General features: G+C 73.1%; 17 protein-coding genes. 16 read left to right on the top strand and 1 reads right to left on the bottom strand.

Translation table 11 applies throughout. The features are described from left to right. The first annotated feature begins 25 nt into the window (after positions 1–25). Genes ABZS69_RS23790 through ABZS69_RS23745 form a run of 10 tightly spaced genes read left to right on the top strand, consistent with a single transcriptional unit; the run spans position 26 to position 11908 of the window. The gene (locus ABZS69_RS23790) at positions 26–907 is read left to right on the top strand and encodes an FAD binding domain-containing protein (RefSeq protein WP_355376238.1); all 882 of its coding nucleotides are present in this window, start codon (positions 26–28) and stop codon (positions 905–907) included. Next, positions 904–3222: a xanthine dehydrogenase family protein molybdopterin-binding subunit gene (locus tag ABZS69_RS23785; RefSeq protein WP_355376236.1), complete on the top strand. Its 2319-nt coding sequence runs from the start codon at positions 904–906 to the stop codon at positions 3220–3222. The genes ABZS69_RS23790 and ABZS69_RS23785 overlap by 4 nt, the downstream gene beginning before the upstream one ends. Then, on the top strand, positions 3206–3769 hold the full coding sequence (locus ABZS69_RS23780; protein ID WP_355376233.1) for a (2Fe-2S)-binding protein: 564 nt from the start codon (positions 3206–3208) through the stop codon (positions 3767–3769). Before ABZS69_RS23785 ends, ABZS69_RS23780 begins: the two co-directional genes overlap by 17 nt. Next, complete coding sequence (locus tag ABZS69_RS23775) at positions 3766–4587, top strand: carbon-nitrogen hydrolase family protein (RefSeq protein WP_355376230.1); 822 nt, start codon at positions 3766–3768, stop codon at positions 4585–4587. Before ABZS69_RS23780 ends, ABZS69_RS23775 begins: the two co-directional genes overlap by 4 nt. A gap of 34 nt (positions 4588–4621) precedes the next feature. Next, positions 4622–6082 carry an amidohydrolase family protein gene (locus tag ABZS69_RS23770; protein ID WP_355376227.1) on the top strand — a complete coding sequence of 487 codons (1461 nt, stop codon included), beginning with the start codon at positions 4622–4624 and terminating at the stop codon, positions 6080–6082. Positions 6083–6129: 47 nt separating this feature from the next. After that, positions 6130–7098, top strand: a complete 969-nt coding sequence (locus ABZS69_RS23765) for an LLM class flavin-dependent oxidoreductase (RefSeq protein WP_355376224.1) — start codon at positions 6130–6132, stop codon at positions 7096–7098. Positions 7099–7129: 31 nt separating this feature from the next. Then, complete coding sequence (locus ABZS69_RS23760) at positions 7130–8257, top strand: acyl-CoA dehydrogenase family protein (protein WP_355376222.1); 1128 nt, start codon at positions 7130–7132, stop codon at positions 8255–8257. Continuing rightward, entirely contained in the window at positions 8254–9366 is a 1113-nt protein-coding gene (locus ABZS69_RS23755; RefSeq protein WP_355376220.1) for an ATP-grasp domain-containing protein, read from the top strand. The genes ABZS69_RS23760 and ABZS69_RS23755 overlap by 4 nt, the downstream gene beginning before the upstream one ends. Next, positions 9363–10250 carry a CoA-binding protein gene (locus tag ABZS69_RS23750; RefSeq protein ID WP_355376218.1) on the top strand — a complete coding sequence of 296 codons (888 nt, stop codon included), beginning with the start codon at positions 9363–9365 and terminating at the stop codon, positions 10248–10250. Before ABZS69_RS23755 ends, ABZS69_RS23750 begins: the two co-directional genes overlap by 4 nt. Beyond that, positions 10247–11908: a thiamine pyrophosphate-dependent enzyme gene (locus tag ABZS69_RS23745; RefSeq protein ID WP_355376216.1), complete on the top strand. Its 1662-nt coding sequence runs from the start codon at positions 10247–10249 to the stop codon at positions 11906–11908. Before ABZS69_RS23750 ends, ABZS69_RS23745 begins: the two co-directional genes overlap by 4 nt. Positions 11909–11916: 8 nt before the next feature. Here ABZS69_RS23745 and ABZS69_RS23740 read toward each other — a convergent pair whose 3' ends face one another. Continuing rightward, positions 11917–12735: an IclR family transcriptional regulator gene (locus ABZS69_RS23740; RefSeq protein ID WP_355376213.1), complete on the bottom strand. Its 819-nt coding sequence runs from the start codon at positions 12733–12735 to the stop codon at positions 11917–11919. Between the two features lie 118 nt (positions 12736–12853). Here ABZS69_RS23740 and ABZS69_RS23735 point away from each other — a divergent pair, with 118 nt between their 5' ends. From ABZS69_RS23735 to ABZS69_RS23710, 6 genes are all read left to right on the top strand, one after another. Continuing rightward, a complete protein-coding gene (locus ABZS69_RS23735) occupies positions 12854–13117 on the top strand; it encodes a ferredoxin family protein (protein WP_355376210.1) in 264 nt (87 codons plus the stop codon). 238 nt (positions 13118–13355) lie between these two features. Then, on the top strand, positions 13356–14438 hold the full coding sequence (locus ABZS69_RS23730) for an amidohydrolase family protein (protein WP_355376207.1): 1083 nt from the start codon (positions 13356–13358) through the stop codon (positions 14436–14438). Next, a complete protein-coding gene (locus ABZS69_RS23725) occupies positions 14435–15475 on the top strand; it encodes an amidohydrolase family protein (protein WP_355376204.1) in 1041 nt (346 codons plus the stop codon). The genes ABZS69_RS23730 and ABZS69_RS23725 overlap by 4 nt, the downstream gene beginning before the upstream one ends. Then, a complete protein-coding gene (locus tag ABZS69_RS23720; protein WP_355376201.1) occupies positions 15475–15903 on the top strand; it encodes a Rieske 2Fe-2S domain-containing protein in 429 nt (142 codons plus the stop codon). The genes ABZS69_RS23725 and ABZS69_RS23720 overlap by 1 nt, the downstream gene beginning before the upstream one ends. Positions 15904–15925: 22 nt before the next feature. Then, positions 15926–16336 (top strand): VOC family protein, encoded by a 411-nt coding sequence (locus ABZS69_RS23715; RefSeq protein WP_355376199.1) that lies wholly within the window; start codon positions 15926–15928, stop codon positions 16334–16336. A 220-nt stretch (positions 16337–16556) separates the two neighbouring features. Next, positions 16557–17798, top strand: coding sequence for an MFS transporter (locus ABZS69_RS23710; protein ID WP_355376196.1), 1242 nt, complete (start codon positions 16557–16559; stop codon positions 17796–17798). Positions 17799–17800 lie beyond the last annotated feature (2 nt).

Below are 17800 nucleotides of genomic sequence, written 5' to 3'. Positions count from 1 at the left end.
TGGCCCCGGTCCACGAGGGAGCTCGATGAGCTGGCCCCGGGTGCTGCTCCCCGAGTCGCTGGAGGAACTCCTGGAGCTCCGGGAGCGGCACGGGAGCGACACCGCACTGCTGGCGGGCGGAACCGCGTTGATGAACCGGATCCGCACCGGCGAGGACACCCCCGCCGCGCTCCTCGCGATGGGACGGCTGAGCGAGCTGCGCGGGATCGAGGCCGGCGCGGGGAAGCTGCGGATCGGCGCGCTGGTGACCCACCGGCAGCTGGAGCGGTCGGCCACGGCCCGCGCGGCCCTGCCGCTGCTCACGTCGGTGGTGTCGCTCGTCGCCAACCGGCGGGTGCGGAACGTGGGCACCCTGGGCGGCAACGTCAGCGACGCGGACTACGGCTACGACCCGCCAGGTGTGCTGCACGCCCTCGGTGCGCGGGTCACACTGCGCTCGAAACACGCCTCCAGGGAGCTCACCCTTGACGAGTTCCTCTTCGGCCACCACCGGACCGCGCTGGCCGGCGACGAGGTCATGACGGGGGTCGAGGTGCCCCTCCCGGCCGGCGACGCCGACTGGGTCTATCTGAAGCACCTCACCCGGTCGGCCGAGGACCGCCCGGCCCTCAGCGTGTGCGCCCTCGCGCGGCAGGACGCCGACGGCCGGTGCTCGGACCTGCGGATCTCGGTGCGTGCCGCTCGCCCGGTTCCGATGCGGGTGGAGGCGGCGGAGGCGATGGCCCGCGGCCGGAGCCTGGCCGACGGGGAGCTCGTCGCGGAGATCGCAGAGGCGTACGCGCGGGCGTCCGACCCGGTCGACGACCTGCGCGCCTCCGCCGCGTACCGCAGGCGCCTCGTCCCGGTCCTCGTCCGGCGCGCGCTGGAGGATCTCGGAAACCGCAGACGACGGGCGGTGAAGGTGTGACCATCCAGCAGACCGGTGTCGTCGGGCGTCCCGTCGCCATGGTCGACGCCGACGTACGGGTCACCGGAAAGATCGACTACGTCATCAACCTGGACGTGCCGGACATGTGCCATGCCGCCGTCCACCGCAGCGACCGGCCGCACGCGCTCATCCGGAACATCGACCTCTCCGCGGCCCTGACGGTCGCCGGAGTCGTGGGCGTCCTCACCCGCGCGGACTTCGCCCCGCACACCGGCGTCGACCCCTACTACGGGTCCGTCATCCGCGACCAGCCGGTCGTCGCGATCGACAAGGTCCGCTACGTCGGGGAGCCGGTGGCCGTGGTCGCGGCCTCGACCGAGGAGGCGGCCCGCGAGGCGGCCGCGCTGATCAAAGTCGAGTACGAGGACCTCGACCCCGTCTACGACGTGGACGAGGCGCTGGCGGACCCGGCGCCCCTGCTGCACGACCGGGACGCCCGGCCCGCCGGGTCCTTCGTCACGGTGATCCCGGTTCGCTCCCACGGCGGGAACGTCTGCAACCGGTTCGCGCTGAGACACGGCGACGTCGAACGCGGCCTGGCCGAGGCCGACCACGTCTTCGAGGACGTTTTCACGAGCCCGGCGGTCGCGCACGTGGCGATGGAGCCGCACGTGGCGGTGGCCTGGACCGAGGGCGACCGGCTGGTGGTGTGGAGCTCGACGCAGACGCCGTACGCGGTGCAGCACGAGCTCGCCGGCCTCTTCGACCTGCCGCACGCGAAGGTCCAGGTCAAGGTGCCCTCGCTCGGCGGCGGCTACGGCGGGAAGGTCTACGCCAAGATCGAGCCGATCGTCGCGGCGCTCACCAGGAAGCTCGGCCGGCCCGTGAAGCTCACGCTCAGCCGGGCCGAGGACATGATCTCCCTGACCAAGCACGCGGTGCGGATCACGCTCACCACGGGCGTCACCTCCGACGGCCGGCTGGTGGCCCGGCGGGTGCGCGCGCTCTACAACGCCGGCGCGTACGCCGACATCAGCCCGCGGCTGATCACCAACGGCGGCGCCGCCACCCCGGGCCCCTACCGCACGCCGAACGTCGAGGTCGAGTCGTACGCCGTCTACACGAACCTGCCGCCGGCCGGCGCCTTCCGCGGGTTCGGCGTCACGCAGGCCGCGTGGGCGTACGAGCGGCAGCTGGACATGATCGCCGGCCGCCTGGGGCTCGACCCGATCGAGCTGCGGCTGCGCAACCTGCTCCGCGAGGGGGAGCAATACCCCACGGGCGAGACGCTGCACGACTTCGACCTCGTCCGCGTGCTGTCGGAGGCGACCGCGGCGATCGGCGCCGTGCCCCTCGACCAGCCCGCCGACCCGCGCAGGCGGCGCGGCCGCGGCTGCGCGGTGATCATGAAGGCGACGGTCACGCCGACGACGTCCACCGCCTGGGTCAAGATGGAGCGCGACGGCAGCATCGACGTGCTCACCTCGACCGTCGAGATGGGGCAGGGGTCCCGGACGGTCCTCGCGCAGATCGCGGCCGACGCCCTGGCGGTCGACCTCGATCACGTGCGGATGGTCGATCCCGACACCGACGTCACGCCGTTCGACCAGTCGACGACGTCGTCGCGCTCGACGTACTCGATGGGGCACGCCGTCGAGCTGGCCGTGGCCGACGTGCGCGGCAAGCTGCTCCACCTGGCCGCTGAGCTGCTGGAGAGCCCCGCCGACGCGCTGGAGCTCCACGCGGGGACCGTCCGGGTCAGGGACCGTCCCGAGGTGGCCGTCTCCTACCGCGACGCTCTGACGCGCACCCTCACCGGGTCCGTGCTGGGCTCCGGCTCGTACGTCACCAAGGGCGGCCTCGACCCGGAGACCGGGCAGGGCATCGGCTCGGTGCACTGGCACCAGGGGGCGGGCGCGGCCGAGGTCGAGGTGGACCGCGAGACCGGGAAGATCACGGTGCTGCGCTACCACTCGGCCGTCTACGCGGGGCGGGTGATCAATCCCGCGACGGCCCGGCTCCAGGTTCAGGGCAGCGCGATGTTCGGGCTCGGCCAGGCGCTGTTCGAGGAGCTGAAGTACGACGACGGCCGCCTGCTCAACGCGAACCTGGACGACTACCGCATTCCCGCCTTCGGCGACGTCCCGGGGGAGCTGACGGCGACGCTGCTCGAAGCCGAGACCGACCCCGAGGTCCACGGCATCGGCGAGACGGCGTTGCCGCCGGTGATCCCCGCCATCGCCAACGCGGTGCGCGACGCGGTGGGCGTCGAGCTCACGGACGCGCCCTTCACGGCGGAGCGCGTGCTGGAGGCCCTGGACCGCCTGGAGGAGCCGCATGTCCGAGCACATTGACCTGAAGCTGCGCGTCAACGGCCGCGAGGTGTCGCTGCGCTGCGCGCCGAGCGAGCCCCTCTCTCTCGTCCTGCGCCGCGAGCTGCGGCTGTTCGGGGTGCGCGAGACCTGCTCGATGGGCGTCTGCGGGGCGTGCACCGTGCTGCTCGACGGCCGGGACGTCACCGGCTGCCTACTGCCGGCCGTGGCGGCGGAGGGGCACGAGATCACCACCGTCGAGGGGCTGGACGGGCCCGGCGGGCTGCATCCGGTCCAGCGGAAGTTCGTCGAGAAACAGGCGTTCCAGTGCTCGTACTGCACGCCCGGGTTCGTCCTGGCGACGATCGCGCTGCTCGCGGACGGGCCGCCGGCCACGGCGGCCGAGGTCCGCGAGGCGCTGGGCGGGTGCATGTGCCGCTGCGCCAGCTACGAGTTCATCGAGCAGGCGGTCCTGGAGCTCGCCGACGAGGTACGACGGAGCGGAGCCCCGGAGCTCGCCGACGAGGCGCGACGGAGCAGAGCCTCGGAGCTCGCCGACGGGGCGCGGCGGGAGAGGGCACCGGAGTGAGGACGATCCGCGCCTGCGTGGTCCAGTCGGCGGTGACGCTGTTCGACCGCGACGCCAACCGGGAGAGGGCGCTCCGCGCCGCCGACGAGGCCCTGTCCACGGGAGCCGACCTCGTCGTCCTGCCCGAGCTGGCCAACGCCGGATTCCTGGAGTGCGGGGACGTCGATCGGCACGTGCGCTTCAGCGAGCAGGCCGAGACGGCGGCCGGTCCGTTCGTGTCGGGGCTGCGCGAGGTCGCCGCCGGACGCGGCCACGTCGCGGCCGGGTTCCTCGAACAGGGGGCGCCGCCCACGGGCCGGCTGTTCAACTCGCTGGCCCTGACCTGCCCCGACGGCACGCTGCACGTCTATCGCAAGACGCACCTGCCCAGGAACGAGAAGCTGCTGTTCACCCGAGGCAACGAGCTACAACCGGTCGAGACCGAACTCGGCGCGGTCGGCCTGCTGGTGTGCGCCGACAACTCCTTCCCCGAGGCGGCCAGGACGCTGGCGCTGCGCGGCTGCGAGGTGCTGGTCGTGTCGCTGGCGGCCGGCCGGCTCCCCAACCCGTCCCTGTACTCCTCGATCGCGGTCACCCGGGCCTACGAGAACCAGGTCTACGTCGTCTCGGCCAACCAGGCAGGGCCTTCGGAGACCGGTGTCTTCGCAGGGAACAGCACGATCGCCGCGCCGGACGGCACGCTCCTCGCCGAGCTGGACGAGGCCGAGGGCAGCGCGCACGCCGTGCTCGATCCGGAGCTGCTGCGGCGGGAGCGGCTGCGCCAGACGCGGTACGCCGATCGCCGCGCCGACCTCTACGGGCCGCTGGCGGCCACCTGATGCCGGTCGAGGCAGAGCAGAAAGGAGCAGCGGCATGACCGTGGATCTCGTGATCCGCAACGGCTGGGTCGTCGGCCCCCAGGAGCGCTTTCACGGCGGGGTCGCGATCGACGGCGCGAAGATCGTGCTCGTCGGCCCGGACGCCGCCCTGCCGCGGGCGCGGCGCGTCATCGACGCCGAGGAGCACTTCGTGATCCCCGGGCTGATCGATCCGCATGTGCACATGACCAGCGAAGAGGACCCGTCGATCGCCGAAGGGCTGGAGGCGAACCTGCCGGTCCAGACCCGCGGCATGGCCCACGGCGGGGTGACGAGCTTCGGCCACTTCGCCGGCGGATCGCACGAACCGCTGGGGGAGCAGCTGCGCACCACGATCGGTTGCTTCGACCGCTGGTCGCTCGTGGACGGCTTCCTGCACGCGTTCGTGATGCGGCGCGCCTCCCTGGCCGCGCTGCCGGAGGCCTGGGCGCTGGGCGTCACCTCGTTCAAGCACTTCTTCACCGCCTACGGCCGGCGCGGGCTGGAGGACGAGGGCCTGGGGTCGATCTTCTCGCCGGTGGACTCGGACGTGCTGCTGGAGTCGATGACGTGGATCGCCGCGCAGGGCTCGCCCGGCCTCGCGATGGCCCACGCCGAGGACGGCGACATGGTCGAGCTGAGCAGCAGGCGGCTGGCCGAGGCGGGACGCCGGGACCTGGCCGCGTGGAGCGCGGCGCGCCCGGCGATCGCCGAGGCCACCCGCGTGCGCCAGGCGATCGCCCTGTCCGACTTCACCGGCTGCCCGCTGTACGTCGTCCACGTGACGACCGCGACGGCCGCCGAAGAGATCGCGCGGGCACGGGCCCGGGGCACCCGGGTCACCGGCGAGACGGGCCCGCACTGGCTGACCCACCACGCCGGCATGGAAGAGGAGATCGGCTGCTGGGGAAAGGTCAACCCGCCGCTCAGGACTCCGGCCGACGGCGACGCGCTCTGGGGCGGCCTGGCCGCCGGCTCGATGTCGTGCCTGGGCACCGACGACGGCACCGGCGGACGCACCCGCGAGACCAAGGAGAAGGGCGGCGGCAAGCACGGCAACATCTGGGCCGCGCGCCCCGGCGTACGCGGGGGATCCGAACACCTGCTCCCGGTCATGATGACCTACGGCGTCCACCGCGGACGCCTGACCATGGAACAGCTCGTGGCCGCCGGATCGGCCAACACGGCCCGCGCCTTCGGGCTGTTCCCCCGCAAGGGACTGCTCGCCCCGGGAGCCGACGCCGACGTCGTGATCGTCGACCCGGAGCGGGAGGCGGACGTGGACGCGCGCTTCTACCGCGGCCTGTGCGAGGTCAGCGTCTACGAGGGCGAGCGGCTGCGGGGCATGGCCCGTACCACGCTGGTGCGCGGCCGAGTGATCGTCGACAACTACGAAACCGCCGCGGAGGCGGGGACCGGCCGCTACGTCGGCCGGGGTCCCGCCGCGCGCCGACCACGGAACGAGGTCACCGCATGAAGCTGGGTATCCAAAGCCTGCAGTTCACGAGCTCCAGGGAACGACCGATGGCCGAGCAGTTCGAGGACGCCCTCGAAAGCCTCCGCCACGCCGACGAGGGAGGGTTCGACTGGATCTCGGCCTCGCAGCACTGGATGTCCGCGCCCACCGTCTGGCCGCAGCCCTTCCCCTGGATCAGCCACATGGCGGCCCGGTTCCGGAACGTCGGCTTCATGACGCAGATGCTCGTGCTCCCCCTGCACAACGCGGTCGACGTCGCCGAGCAGGTGGCCACGATCGACCACCTCACGCGGGGCCGGCTCATCCTCGGCTGCGCCAACGGCTACCGCGAGCTGGAGCTCAACGCCGCCGGCGTCTCGCGCAAGGACCGGACGAGCCGGGTGGAAGAGGGCATCGCCCTGATGAAGGAGCTCTGGAGCGGCCGGCCCGTCCGGTTCGAGGGCCGCTGGTGGAACGTCCAGGGCGGCCAGATGGGCTACGCCCCCTATCAGGACCCGCACCCGCCGATCGTCCTCGCCGCGCAGAGCGCCGGCGCGACCAGGCGCGCCGCCCGGATCGCCGAGGGCGTCTTCTTCGGCCCGCAGGCCACCTTCGCCGAGATCGAGCCGCTGATCGCCCTCTACCGGCAGACGGCCGGGGAGCACGGGCGCGAGCCCGGCATCGTCGGCGCGGGCCGCGCGATCATGATCGCCGACTCGCGCGAGGCGGCGATCCGCAGCGCCCACGCCTACGCCGAGAAGACGATGAAGATGTACGCCGGCTGGGACATGCAGGAACGCAACATGACGAGCCTCGCGCTGGAGGGTGACCCCGACGAGTGGGCGATCATCGGTCGCCCCGAGGACTGCGTCGAGCAGATCCTCCGGGCGCACGAGGTGGGCCTGACCCACATCACGCTGACCGCCTACAACCTGCCCGCCGGCCAGCAGGAACGCGTCGAGTACGTGCGGCGGCTCGCCGAGGAGGTCGTCCAGCCGGTCAAGCGGGCCCTCGCCCCCGCCACGTCCAGCGCCTGAAGCCCATCCCGCCCAGCCTTGAGGAGATCACGTGTTCGACCTCACCCCTGAGCAAAGAGAGATCCGCGACGTCGCGCGCCGCGTCGCCGAAGAGAACTTCATGAAGCGCAACCTCGAGTGGGAGGAGACCGGGGAGTTCCCCTGGGCCAACCTCCGCCTGCTCGCCGAGACCGGGCTGCTCGGGGCCACGATCCCCGAGGAGTACGGGGGCGGCGGCGGCTCCTGGATGGAGGGCGCGCTCATCCTGGAGCAGCTCGGCCGCAGCTGCTACGTCACGGCCATGGCCGCGCTCGGCGAGATCGGCGTGCAGACGCAGGCGATCGCCGCCTACGGCACCGAGGAGCAGAAACGCCGCTACCTCCCCAGGGTCGCCGCCGGGGAGCTCATCTGCTCGGTGTCGATCACCGAGGCCGACGCGGGTTCGGACATCTGGGCGATGCGCACGACCGCCCGCGACGACGGCGACGAGGTCGTGATCAACGGCGGCAAGATCTTCTGCTCCCGCGCCGACGTCGCCGGGCTCTTCGTGGTGTACGTCCGCTTCTCCGACGAACCCGGCACCCGCCCGATCGGCGCGGTGCTGATCGAGCGCGACACGCCCGGCTTCACGATCGGCGCCGCGGAACGGACGCTCGGCGGCGAGGCGCTCTACAGCCTGTACTTCGACGACGTCCGCATCCCCAGATCCAACGTCCTGGTGCGCGAGGACGGGTTCCGCCGCATGCTCACCGCGTTCAACGGCCAGCGGTGCCTGAACGCGTCCATCTCGATCGGCATCGCCCAGGGCGCGCAGGACGCCGCGGTGGCCTACGCCAAGGAGCGCCACCAGGGCGGCTCGCGCCTGGCCGACCACCAGGGCATCCAGTGGATGCTCGCCGACAACGAGATCGAGATCCAGGCGGCGCGGCAGCTCGTGTGGCGCGCGGCGGCCAAGGCGTCCGGCGGCTTCCCGACCCGTTCTGAGGCCGCCGTGGCGAAGGTCTTCGCGAACGAGATGGCGCTGCGCGTGACCGACCGCGTCGTGCAGATCTTCGGCGGCCACGGCTGGCTGCGGGAGTTCCCCGCCGAGCGTTATCTCCGCTGGGCCCGCTACGGTCCGCTGGGCGGCGGCACCCCGCAGATCCAGCGCAACGGCATCGCCAGGGAGCTGCTCAGATGACCGCGCAGCTGCTGGAGCACGAAGGAAAGAGCCTCATCCGCCAGGCCGGCATTCCGGTGCCGGACGGCGCGCCGGCGGCGAGCGCGGCCGAAGCGGGACGGCTGGCGGCGGGCCTGGGGCCGCGGGTCGCGGTGAAGGCCCAGGTTCCCACCGGCGGGCGGGGCAAGGCGGGCGCGATCCGCCTCGTGGACCGGGGCCGGGCCGCGGAGACGGCGGCGGAGTTGCTGGGCTCCGTCGTCAAGGGGCACGAGGTCCGCGAGGTCCTGGTCGAGGAGGCGCTCGACGTCGAGGCGGAGCTATTCGTCGCGGTCACCGTGGACGCGCGGGCCAGAACCCCCGTCCTGCTGGTCGGCGGCGCTGGCGGCGTCGAGGTGGAGGCGGAGCCGCGGCTCGTCGGGCGCGTGGCGTACCCGCTGCGCAGGGGGCTGCGGGCGGCGGACGTCTGGCGGGCCGCCGAGCGGGCGCGGCTGTCGCCGGAGCAGACCGCGGGCCTGCTGTCCGTGGCCCGCGCGGTCGACCGGGTGTTCCGCGAGCAGCGCGCCCACCTCGTGGAGATCAACCCGCTCGTCCGGCCTCGGGGGAGCGGGCGCCTGGTCGCCGCCGACGTCCGCGTCATCCCCGACGCCGCGCTCGACGGGCGTCCGAGAGCAGACCCGGTCCAGGAGGCGAGCAGGGCGCTGGGGTTCGACTTCGTGCTGCTCGACCCGGCGGGCGACGTCGGGCTGCTCACCACGGGCGCGGGGGCGTCCATGATGCTGGTCGACCTGCTCGGCGCGGCGGGGCTGGCTCCCGTCAACTTCTGCGACCTGCGCACCGGCAGCCTGCGGGGCGATCACGGCCGCCTGGCCTTCGTCCTGGACCGGCTGCGGGAGACGAGCGCGCGCGTGATTGTCGTCAACGTGTTCGCCGGCATCACCGATCTCGACGAGGTCGCGACCCTGCTCGTGCGCGCTCTGCGGGAACGCCCCGTCGACCTGCCCGTCGTGGTGCGGCTGGAGGGGCGGGGCGCGGCGGCCGCCCGCCGCGCGCTGGAGGGGCACGGCCTGCGTACGGCGACGTCCCCGGAGGAGCTGGTCGAGATCGCGGTGGCTCTGGGAGGGCGGCGATGAGCCTGTTCCTGGACGCCGGGAAAGCCGTCCTCATCCAGGGCATCACCGGCAGGGCGGCGGCCCGGCACGCGGAGTACATGCGCGAGTACGGCACCGGCGTGGTCGCCGGCGTCGCCCCGGGGCGCGGCGGGCGCACCGTGGGGGGCGTGCCGGTGTTCGACACCGTCGCGGGCGCGGTCGAGGCGACCGGCGCACGTACCAGCGTGGCGTTCCTGCCGCCGGGCGCGGTCGGAGACGGCCTGGTCGAGGCCGCCGAGGCCGGGATCGAGCTGTGCGTCAGCGTCACAGAAGGCGTCCCGCTGCACGACGTGCTCGACGGCCTCGAAGCCGCCGGCCACAACGGGATGCGCGTGATCGGCCCGAACTGTCCCGGGGTGCTCAGCGCCGGCCGGTACCTGCTCGGGTTCCTGCCGGCGGCGATCACCGTCCCGGGGCCGGTCGCGGTGCTCGCGCGCAGCGGCACCCTCTCGTACGAGGCCGTCCACGCGCTCGCCCGGCACGGCGTCGGGGTGAGCCTGTGGGCCGGCGTCGGGGGAGACCGGGTCAAGGGCTCGGCCTTCGCCGACCTGCTGCCGGACGTGCTGGACGATCCCCGGACGGAGGCCCTCGTGCTCGTCGGCGAGATCGGCGGCACGGACGAGGAGGACGTGGCCGCGCTGCTCGACGGCCGCGGGCTGCCGGCCGTGGCGCTGCTCGCGGGCGCGAGCGCGCCGGAGGGGATCGCCCTGGGGCACGCCGGCGCCATCATCGAGGGCGGCGTCGGCACCGTCGAAGGCAAACGCCTGCGGCTGGAGGAGGCCGGCATCCCCGTCGTCCGGCGCCCGTCGGAGATCCCGGTCGCGCTCACCCGCCGCGGCCTCGCGAGAACGGGAGCCGCCTTGTGACGAACCGCACCGATCTCGTCCGCTCACGCACGATGACCGGCGGGGACGCCATCGTCGGCGCCCTGCTCCGCGGCGGCGTCGACACCGTCTTCGCGCTGCCCGGCGTGCAGATCTACGGCCTGGTCGACGCGCTGGCCAGAGCGGGGGACGCGGTAAGAGTCCTCTCGCCCCGGCATGAGCAGGCCGCCGCCTACATGGCGCTCGGCTACGCCAGGGCGACCGGGCGGAGCGGGGTCTACGCCGTCGTCCCCGGCCCCGGGATGCTCAACTCCGCCGCCGGGCTGTCGGCCGCGTACGCCGGTAGCACGCCCCTGGTGTGCCTGACCGGCCAGGTGCCGTCACGGTTCCTGGACGCCGGCCTGGGCCACCTGCACGAGATGCCCGACCAGCTGGCCACGATGCGGACGCTCACCAAGTGGGCCGCCCGCATCGACGGGCCCGCCGACGCGCCCGCGCTGGTGGCCGAGGCGCTGCGCCGGGCGAGCGGCGGGCGGCCGCTCCCGGTCGCCCTCGAAATGGCCTGGGAGGTGTTCGATCAGCGGGCAGACGTGGACTTCCCCGAGCCGATCGCCCCCGAGCCCGCTCCCACCCCGGACGACAAGGCGCTGGAGCGGGCGGCGGAGGCGCTGGCCGCCGCCCGCAACCCGATGCTCATGGTGGGGAGCGGCGCGTTCGGCGCCGCCGCCGAGGTGCTGGAGCTCGCCGAGCGCCTGCAGGCGCCGGTCGTGTCCTACCGCAGCGGGCGCGGCATCGTGCCCGGCGATCACTACCTGGGCTTCACCTGCGCGGAGGGGTTCGAGCGGTGGCACGAGACCGACGTCCTGGTCGGCATCGGCAGCCGGCTCGAACTCCTGTGGTACCGCTGGCCCGACCGGCCCGACGACCTGACGATCATCGACGTCAACCTCGACGCCGAGCACGCCGGGCGGGTCGGGGCCGCTGTGCCGCTGGTCGGCGACGCGGCGCCGACGACGGCGGCGCTGCTGCGGCTGCTAGGGGACGTGCGGCGGCCCTCCCGGCGCGCGGAGTTCGACGCGCTCAAGGCGGCCGTACAGCGGGAGATCCGGCGCCGCGCACCCCACGCGGGTCACCTCGCGGCGATCCGCGAGGTGCTGCCGCGCGACGGGTTCTTCGTGGACGAGATGTGCCAGGCCGGGTTCGCCTCGTGCTACGCGTTCCCGGTCCACGAGCCGAGGACGTTCGTCAGCTTCGGCGGGTTCGGCGCGCTCGGCCAGGGATACCCGACGGCGCTGGGCGTGCAGGCCGCCCATCCGGACCGGCCGGTCGTGTCGATCTCCGGCGACGGCGGCTTCCAGTTCGCCCTGCAGGAGCTCGCGACCGCCATGCAGTACGGGCTGAACGTCGTCGCCGTCGTCTTCGACAACCAGGCGTACGGCAACGTGCTGCGCGACCAGGAGAACGGCTACGGCGGACGCGTCCTGGGCGCGCGGCTGCGCAACCCGGACTTCGTGGCCCTGGCGCGAAGCTACGACATGCCCGCCGAACGGGCACGCGGCCCGGCCGAGCTGGCGGCCGCGCTCGACCGGGCGCTCGCCCGCCGCGAGCCGGCGCTCATCGTGGTGCCGGTCGACGCCCACCGGGAGCCGTCGCCCTGGCCGTTCATCCAGCCTCCCCCACGGGCGGGGCGGCCGACGTGACGCGCCGCTCAGCGCGGGCGCGGCGGATCGCCGTAGGCCTCCTTGGCCATGGGCCCCCACGCGTCCGTGACCTCGTCGGCGGCCTGCCTGACCGCCGCGGTCAGCTGCTGGGTGTAGGCCCGCTTGGCCCGGGAGCTGGGGATGACGATCGAGATCGCGGCGTCCACGGCGTGCCGGGAGGACCAGACGGGCGCGGCGACGGCCCAGGCCTCCGGGTCGGTCCCGCGGTCGTTGATCGCGTATCCCCTGCGGCGTACGCGCTGCAGTTCCTCGTGCAGCTCCTCGAACGTCGCGAACCGGCTGTGGCCTTCGGCCCGCCACTCGTCCGGGCCGGGCACCAGCGAGCGCAGCCGCTGCTCGGACGCCCAGGCCAGGAGCACCTGGCCGCCGGCCAGGCCCGACCACGAGGGGAAGCGGGTGCCGGCGGGGTTGTAGGCGGAGATCAGCTTGTGCCCGTGGTGGGCGTCGATGTGCACGCACTCGCCGCCGTCGAGCGCGTCGAGGATGACCGTCTCCTTCGTCTCGTCGCACAGCCGCGCGAGGATCGGGGCGGCGACCGCGATGATGCTGCGCGCCCGGGCGATCATCTCGAGCCGGGCGATGCGCGGGGAGATGCCGTAGCGGCCCGTCTCGCGGTCGAGGATCAGGAGGTCGTGTCCTTCGAGGACCAGGAGCAGCCGCCGCACCGTGCTGGGCGCCAGATCGAGCTCCTCGCTGATCTCCGTCAGCGTGCGTGAGGACTTGGCGATCGAGAAGGAGCCCAGCACGTCCAGCATCCGCTGGGCGGAGCGCAGGGGTTGCGTGCTTTCCGATCGGACTTTCGGCACGGTCCACCTTCCATTGTCACTTTGGCCACCTGCCACATAATGGCACTTCTCGCCGGGGGTGGCCGCATCCGGTCGAGCACGTCCCCGCGCGGGCGCGCGAAAGAAGGGAAAATCCCCGATGGCCTACGTCATCACCCAGCCCTGCGTCGGCCGCAAGGAGGCCTCCTGCGTCGAGGTCTGCCCGGTGGACTGCATCCACCCCACGCCGGACGAGCCCGGCTACGCGGAGGCCGAGCAGCTCTTCATCGACCCCGGCGAATGCATCGAGTGCGACGCCTGCGTGACGGCGTGCCCGGTCGAGGCCGTCCAACCCGAGTGGGAGCTGCCCGACGCGTGGGCGCACTTCGCCGAGCTGAACGCGCGCTTCTACACGCCCGGCTGACCAGCGGTCATGGGGTGCGACCCCTTGACAGGCCGAACATTCCGTTGCCACTATATGAAAAACAAAGAGGCGCTGATCGAACGAACGGGACGCGCCTCCAGCCTCTCCAAGGGGCGATGCCGAGACGTCACCGGCACCCGCGCCCCACGCGGCTCCCTTCGATCGCGTGCGATCCCTTCTGACACCCCGGCCGCCGGCACCGGATCCGGCCGATCCGCAACGATTTTGGAGGTCAGAGATGACCGAGCCCCAGGTTCTCGACCGTCCCCCGGCCGAGGGCGCGCAGAAGGTCACCCTCGTCGACTGCGACATCCATCCGCTGCCGGCCTCGCCCGGCGAACTCATGGCGTACCTGCCGGAGAAGTGGCGCAGCCACCTGGCCCGGTTCGGCACGCGCTGGCAGCTGGCCCAGTACCCGAAGGTCGGCGGCTTCGCCGTGCGCGCCGACGCCTGGCCGGAGGAGGGCCTGCCGGGCAGCAGCGTGGAGCTGATGCGGACCCAGCACCTCGACCAGTACGGCGTCGACTACGGGATGCTCAACTTCGACCACGACGAGCGCGGCCACCGCGAGCTCGCGGTCGAGTTCGCGCGGGCGATCAACGACTGGGTGGCCGAGAAATGGCTCGCGGCCGAGCCCCGCCTGCTCGGCTCCATCGTCGTCCCCTGGGAGCACCCCGAGCTCGCGGTGCGCGAGATCGAGCGGCGCGTCGCAGAGGGCCGCCAGTGGGTGCAGGTCGCGCACCCGCTGGAGGGCGCCGAGCCGCTGGGCAGCCGGAAGTACCGGCCGATCTACGAGGCCGCCGCGGCCCACGGCCTGCCCGTCCGCATGCACGTCGGCCAGTACGGCCTGCACAACGGCACGGGCTGGCCCTCCTACTACTTCGAGGAGCACGTGGACGCCGCCCTGGCGACCCGCGCCCAGCTGCTCAACATGGTCTGCGAGGGCCTGTTCGACGCGGTCCCCGGCGTGAAGATCGTCCTGGTCGAGGGCGGCGTCACCTGGGCCACGTCGCTGCGCTGGGCGCTCGACAGCGCCTTCGAGCAGTTCGGCGCGGAGACCGGGCTCCCGCGCAGGCCGTCGGAGTATCTCGACGAGAGCGTCTGGTACACGACCCAGCCCATCGAGGAACCCGACGATCCACGAGATCTCGCCAGGCTCATCGAGCACGGCCGGCTGGAGAGCCGGCTGCTGTTCTCCACCGACTACCCGCACTGGGACTTCGACGCCCCGACGCAGTCGCTGCCCCGCTCCCTGCCGAAGGAGACGCGCGAGCGCATCTTCGCCGGCAACGCGTGCGAGCTCTACGGGCTGCCCCGATGATCGACACCGACGTCCACGTCGCCCCCGCGTCCTGGGACGCCCTGTACCCCCACCTCGACCCGGGCTGGCGGAAGTACCTCGAGGAGCGGCGCGTCACCGGCTTCCACGTCCCCACCGTCGACCTGGAGGGCCTGCGGTACGCGTACCCGCCGGTCAGCCGGCCCCAGGCCCCGCCCGCCACGTACGCGGAGCTGAAGGAGCGCTTCCTCGACGGGTCGGCGGCGGGCCACGTGGTCCTCAACTGCCTGACGATGTTCGAGCTCAACCGCAACCCGTACTTCCAGGCCGGGGCCGCGGCGGCGCTCAACGACTGGCTGCGCGACGAATGGCTCGAACGGGACGCCCGCCTGCGGGCGAGCCTGGTCGTCCCCTGGCTGGATCCCGACGGCGCGATCGCCGAGATCGAGCGCGCCGGGGGCGACCCCCGCTTCGTCCAGGTGCTGCTGCCGGTCCGGGCCGAGGCCCCCTGGGGGCAGAAGGCGTTCCACGGGATCTACGCGGCCGCCGCCGAGCGGGGGCTGGCGATCGCGCTGCACGCCTGGGGCCCGCCCAACCACGCGGACAACACGAAGGGGTACACCACGACGTACGTCGAGGACTACCTCGGGAACGCCACGATCGCGCAGCAGCACCTCGTGAGCCTCGTCGCGGAAGGCGTGTTCGTGCGCTTCCCCGGCCTGCGGTTCGTGATCGCGGAGTGCGGATTCACCTGGCTCCCGTCCATCACCTGGCGCATGGACAAGGACTGGAAGGGCCTGTGGCCCGAGATCCCGTGGGTCAGGGAGCGGCCCTCGTTCTACGTGCGGCGCAACGTCCGCCTGACGACCACGCCCGGCCACCTCGGCGGCGCCACGCCCGAGCAGGTGCGCGAGCTGGTCAGGATCATCGGCCCGGAGCTGCTGCTGTACGCGAGCGACTTTCCGCACGAGCACGGGGATCCCGGCCGGCTCCTCGGCGCGCTCGGCGAGGCGGACCGGGCGGCGATCCTCGCCGGCAACGCCACCGAGCTGTACGACCTGAGGGACGCGAGGGTGTGATGGCCCTCGAAACCCCGGGCAAGGGTGTCGTGGTGGCCCCGCTGTCCGCCTTCCCCTCCGGGTCGCGCCGGATCGTGAAGGTCGCCTCCAGGGAGATCGGCGTGTTCCGGGTCGGCGACTCCTTCTACGCGGTCCGCAACCGCTGCCCGCACCAGGGGGCCCAGCTGTGCCTCGGACACCTGCGGCAGAAGACGGTCTCCGACGCGCCGGGCGTCGTCGGCGTCGACGACGGCCCCCCGCTGATCGTCTGCCCGTGGCACGGCTGGCAGTGGGACGCCGCCACCGGCCAGGCCTACGCCCCGGGCGACCCGAAGGTCCGCAGCTACGGCGTGTCCGTCGAGGCGGGCGCGGACCTCGTGGGGGATCAGCTGGTCGCGGAGACCTACAAGGTGTCCGTCGAGGACGACTACGTCGTGCTCTACGCCTGACCCGGCATCAGGGAGACGCCAGATGAGCAACCCGATCGTCCACTTCAGCGTCGTCGGCCAGGACCCGGACGCGCTCGCCCGCTTCTACACCGAGACCTTCGGCTGGGGCTCGCCCCGGCATCCCGACCCGGCCTCGTCGTTCCTGCAGACCGGCGAGGCCGGCGACCTCACCGGAGTGGTCAAGCCGGACGAACTCGGCGATCCCACCCCGCGGGTCACGATGTGGATCGAGGTCGACGACCTCGACGCCGCGCTGCGCAGGATCGAGGCCCTGGGCGGGCGGGCCGTCGGCGCGACGGCCGTCCTCAGCCAGGGGCCGCGCGTCGCGCGGTTCGCCGATCCGGAGGGCAACGTCATGGGGCTCGCGGAGCGCGGACGCGAGAAGTTCGCCGAGTTCCAGGAACAGGAGGCGCGGCGCCGGGCAGGGCGCTGAACAGCAAGGACAGTCCGGCGGGCCGGTGCCCGCTCGGCATCTCGGGGGAGCGGCCCCGGCCCGCACGCGGGCGCGGCGGCGGAGAACGAGTAACACAACCACGAGGTGTGGAGGCGGTCGTGAAAGAGCACGACGCGACAAACCAGTACCGCCCACTGACCGTAACGCCCATTCCCCGGACGTCCGCCGTCGTCCGCGCGACCGTACGAGGAGCGGCGGCATGACCGCCGGGGCCGCCACCGCGGCGCCGAGCCGCGCCGGCGTGCACTGGCCGGTCGTCACGTTCGCCTTCCTGGCCGTGATCTTCGACGGGTTCGACACCGCGGTCCTCTCGCTCAGCGTGCCGACCCTGGCCGCCGACTGGCGGGTGCCCCCGGCGGAGTTCACCCTGCCGCTCACGCTGACGAGCATCGGCGTGGTCCTTGGCTACCTCGTCTCCGGCACGGCGGCGGCCTGGCTCGGCCGGCGTCGGCTGCTGCTCGCGGGCCTCGCCGTGTTCGGGGTCAGCACCCTGCTCTGCGCCGCGGTCCTGCCGCTGCAGTCGATCGCCGCCCTCGCGGTGGTCCGCCTGGTGACCGGGCTCGGGCTCGGCGCCGTGGTGCCGATCGCCGTCACGTACGCCACCGGCCACAGCGCGGCGGAGCGCCGGGCGACCGTCACCACGATGGTCATGCTCGGCATCACGGTCGGGGTGACCATCAGCGGATTCCTCGGCGGCCACCTCGTCACGGCGGTCGGCGTCGGCGGGGTGTTCGTGATCGGCGGGATCGCGCCGCTCCTGCTGGTCGCGGTCACGGCCTGGAGACTTCCCGCCGACGCGCAGATCGGCCCGGCCGAGGCGGCGCGTGAGGACGCGCACGTGGGCCGGGTCTTCGGGGACGGGCTCCGCGGCAGCACGATCCTGCTCTGGACGTTCGCGTTCTTCGTGTTCATCGCCGTGCACACCCTGCTGTCGTGGGTGCCGACGCTGCTGATGGACTACGGCTTCGCGAGGTCGGAGGCGCCGCTCGGGCTCGCGTTCATCAGCCTCGGAGGTCTCATCGGCGGGCTCGTGCTGGTCCCGCTCACCGCGCGGATCGGCATCGGGCCCAGCCTCGTGCTCATGCCCGCGGTCGCGGTCGGGTGCATGGTCGTCGCCTCGCGCGCCGAGCTGGGCCACACCCCGCTCCTGGTGGTGCTCGGCGGCGCGGGGCTGGGGGTCTTCGCGAGCCAGATCGCCATGATGGCGATGGCCGTCAGCATCTACCCGGACCTGATCCGCACGACGGGCCTGGGCTGGACGGCCGCGCTGGGGCGCATCGGGTCGATCGTCGGCCCCGCCGTGGCGGGACTGCTGCTCGCGCTCGCGCTCCCCGCCCGCGACATCGTCCTGCTGACGACCGTGCCGGTCCTCGTCGGCGTCGCCGCCGCGCTCGTCCTGACGCTGCGCGGACGCCGGCGCGGCCCGTCCCCCACCGACTGAAG

This window comes from Nonomuraea sp. NPDC005650 (assembly GCF_040605375.1).
GTDB lineage: Bacteria > Actinomycetota > Actinomycetes > Streptosporangiales > Streptosporangiaceae > Nonomuraea.
Note: the sequence above shows the minus strand (reverse complement) of the source record. Positions and strands in the feature narration are given on the sequence as shown.

What these genes read in the sequence shown, in the direction of transcription:
- ABZS69_RS23790 (WP_355376238.1), top strand. Translation starts at nt 26, where the DNA reads ATGAGCTGGCCCCGGGTGCTGCTCCCCGAGTCGCTGGAGGAACTCCTG.
- ABZS69_RS23780 (WP_355376233.1), top strand. Translation starts at nt 3,206, where the DNA reads ATGTCCGAGCACATTGACCTGAAGCTGCGCGTCAACGGCCGCGAGGTG.
- ABZS69_RS23770 (WP_355376227.1), top strand. Translation starts at nt 4,622, where the DNA reads ATGACCGTGGATCTCGTGATCCGCAACGGCTGGGTCGTCGGCCCCCAG.
- ABZS69_RS23765 (WP_355376224.1), top strand. Translation starts at nt 6,130, where the DNA reads ATGGCCGAGCAGTTCGAGGACGCCCTCGAAAGCCTCCGCCACGCCGAC.
- ABZS69_RS23755 (WP_355376220.1), top strand. Translation starts at nt 8,254, where the DNA reads ATGACCGCGCAGCTGCTGGAGCACGAAGGAAAGAGCCTCATCCGCCAG.
- ABZS69_RS23750 (WP_355376218.1), top strand. Translation starts at nt 9,363, where the DNA reads ATGAGCCTGTTCCTGGACGCCGGGAAAGCCGTCCTCATCCAGGGCATC.
- ABZS69_RS23735 (WP_355376210.1), top strand. Translation starts at nt 12,854, where the DNA reads ATGGCCTACGTCATCACCCAGCCCTGCGTCGGCCGCAAGGAGGCCTCC.
- ABZS69_RS23730 (WP_355376207.1), top strand. Translation starts at nt 13,356, where the DNA reads ATGACCGAGCCCCAGGTTCTCGACCGTCCCCCGGCCGAGGGCGCGCAG.
- ABZS69_RS23725 (WP_355376204.1), top strand. Translation starts at nt 14,435, where the DNA reads ATGATCGACACCGACGTCCACGTCGCCCCCGCGTCCTGGGACGCCCTG.
- ABZS69_RS23720 (WP_355376201.1), top strand. Translation starts at nt 15,475, where the DNA reads ATGGCCCTCGAAACCCCGGGCAAGGGTGTCGTGGTGGCCCCGCTGTCC.
- ABZS69_RS23715 (WP_355376199.1), top strand. Translation starts at nt 15,926, where the DNA reads ATGAGCAACCCGATCGTCCACTTCAGCGTCGTCGGCCAGGACCCGGAC.
- ABZS69_RS23710 (WP_355376196.1), top strand. Translation starts at nt 16,557, where the DNA reads ATGACCGCCGGGGCCGCCACCGCGGCGCCGAGCCGCGCCGGCGTGCAC.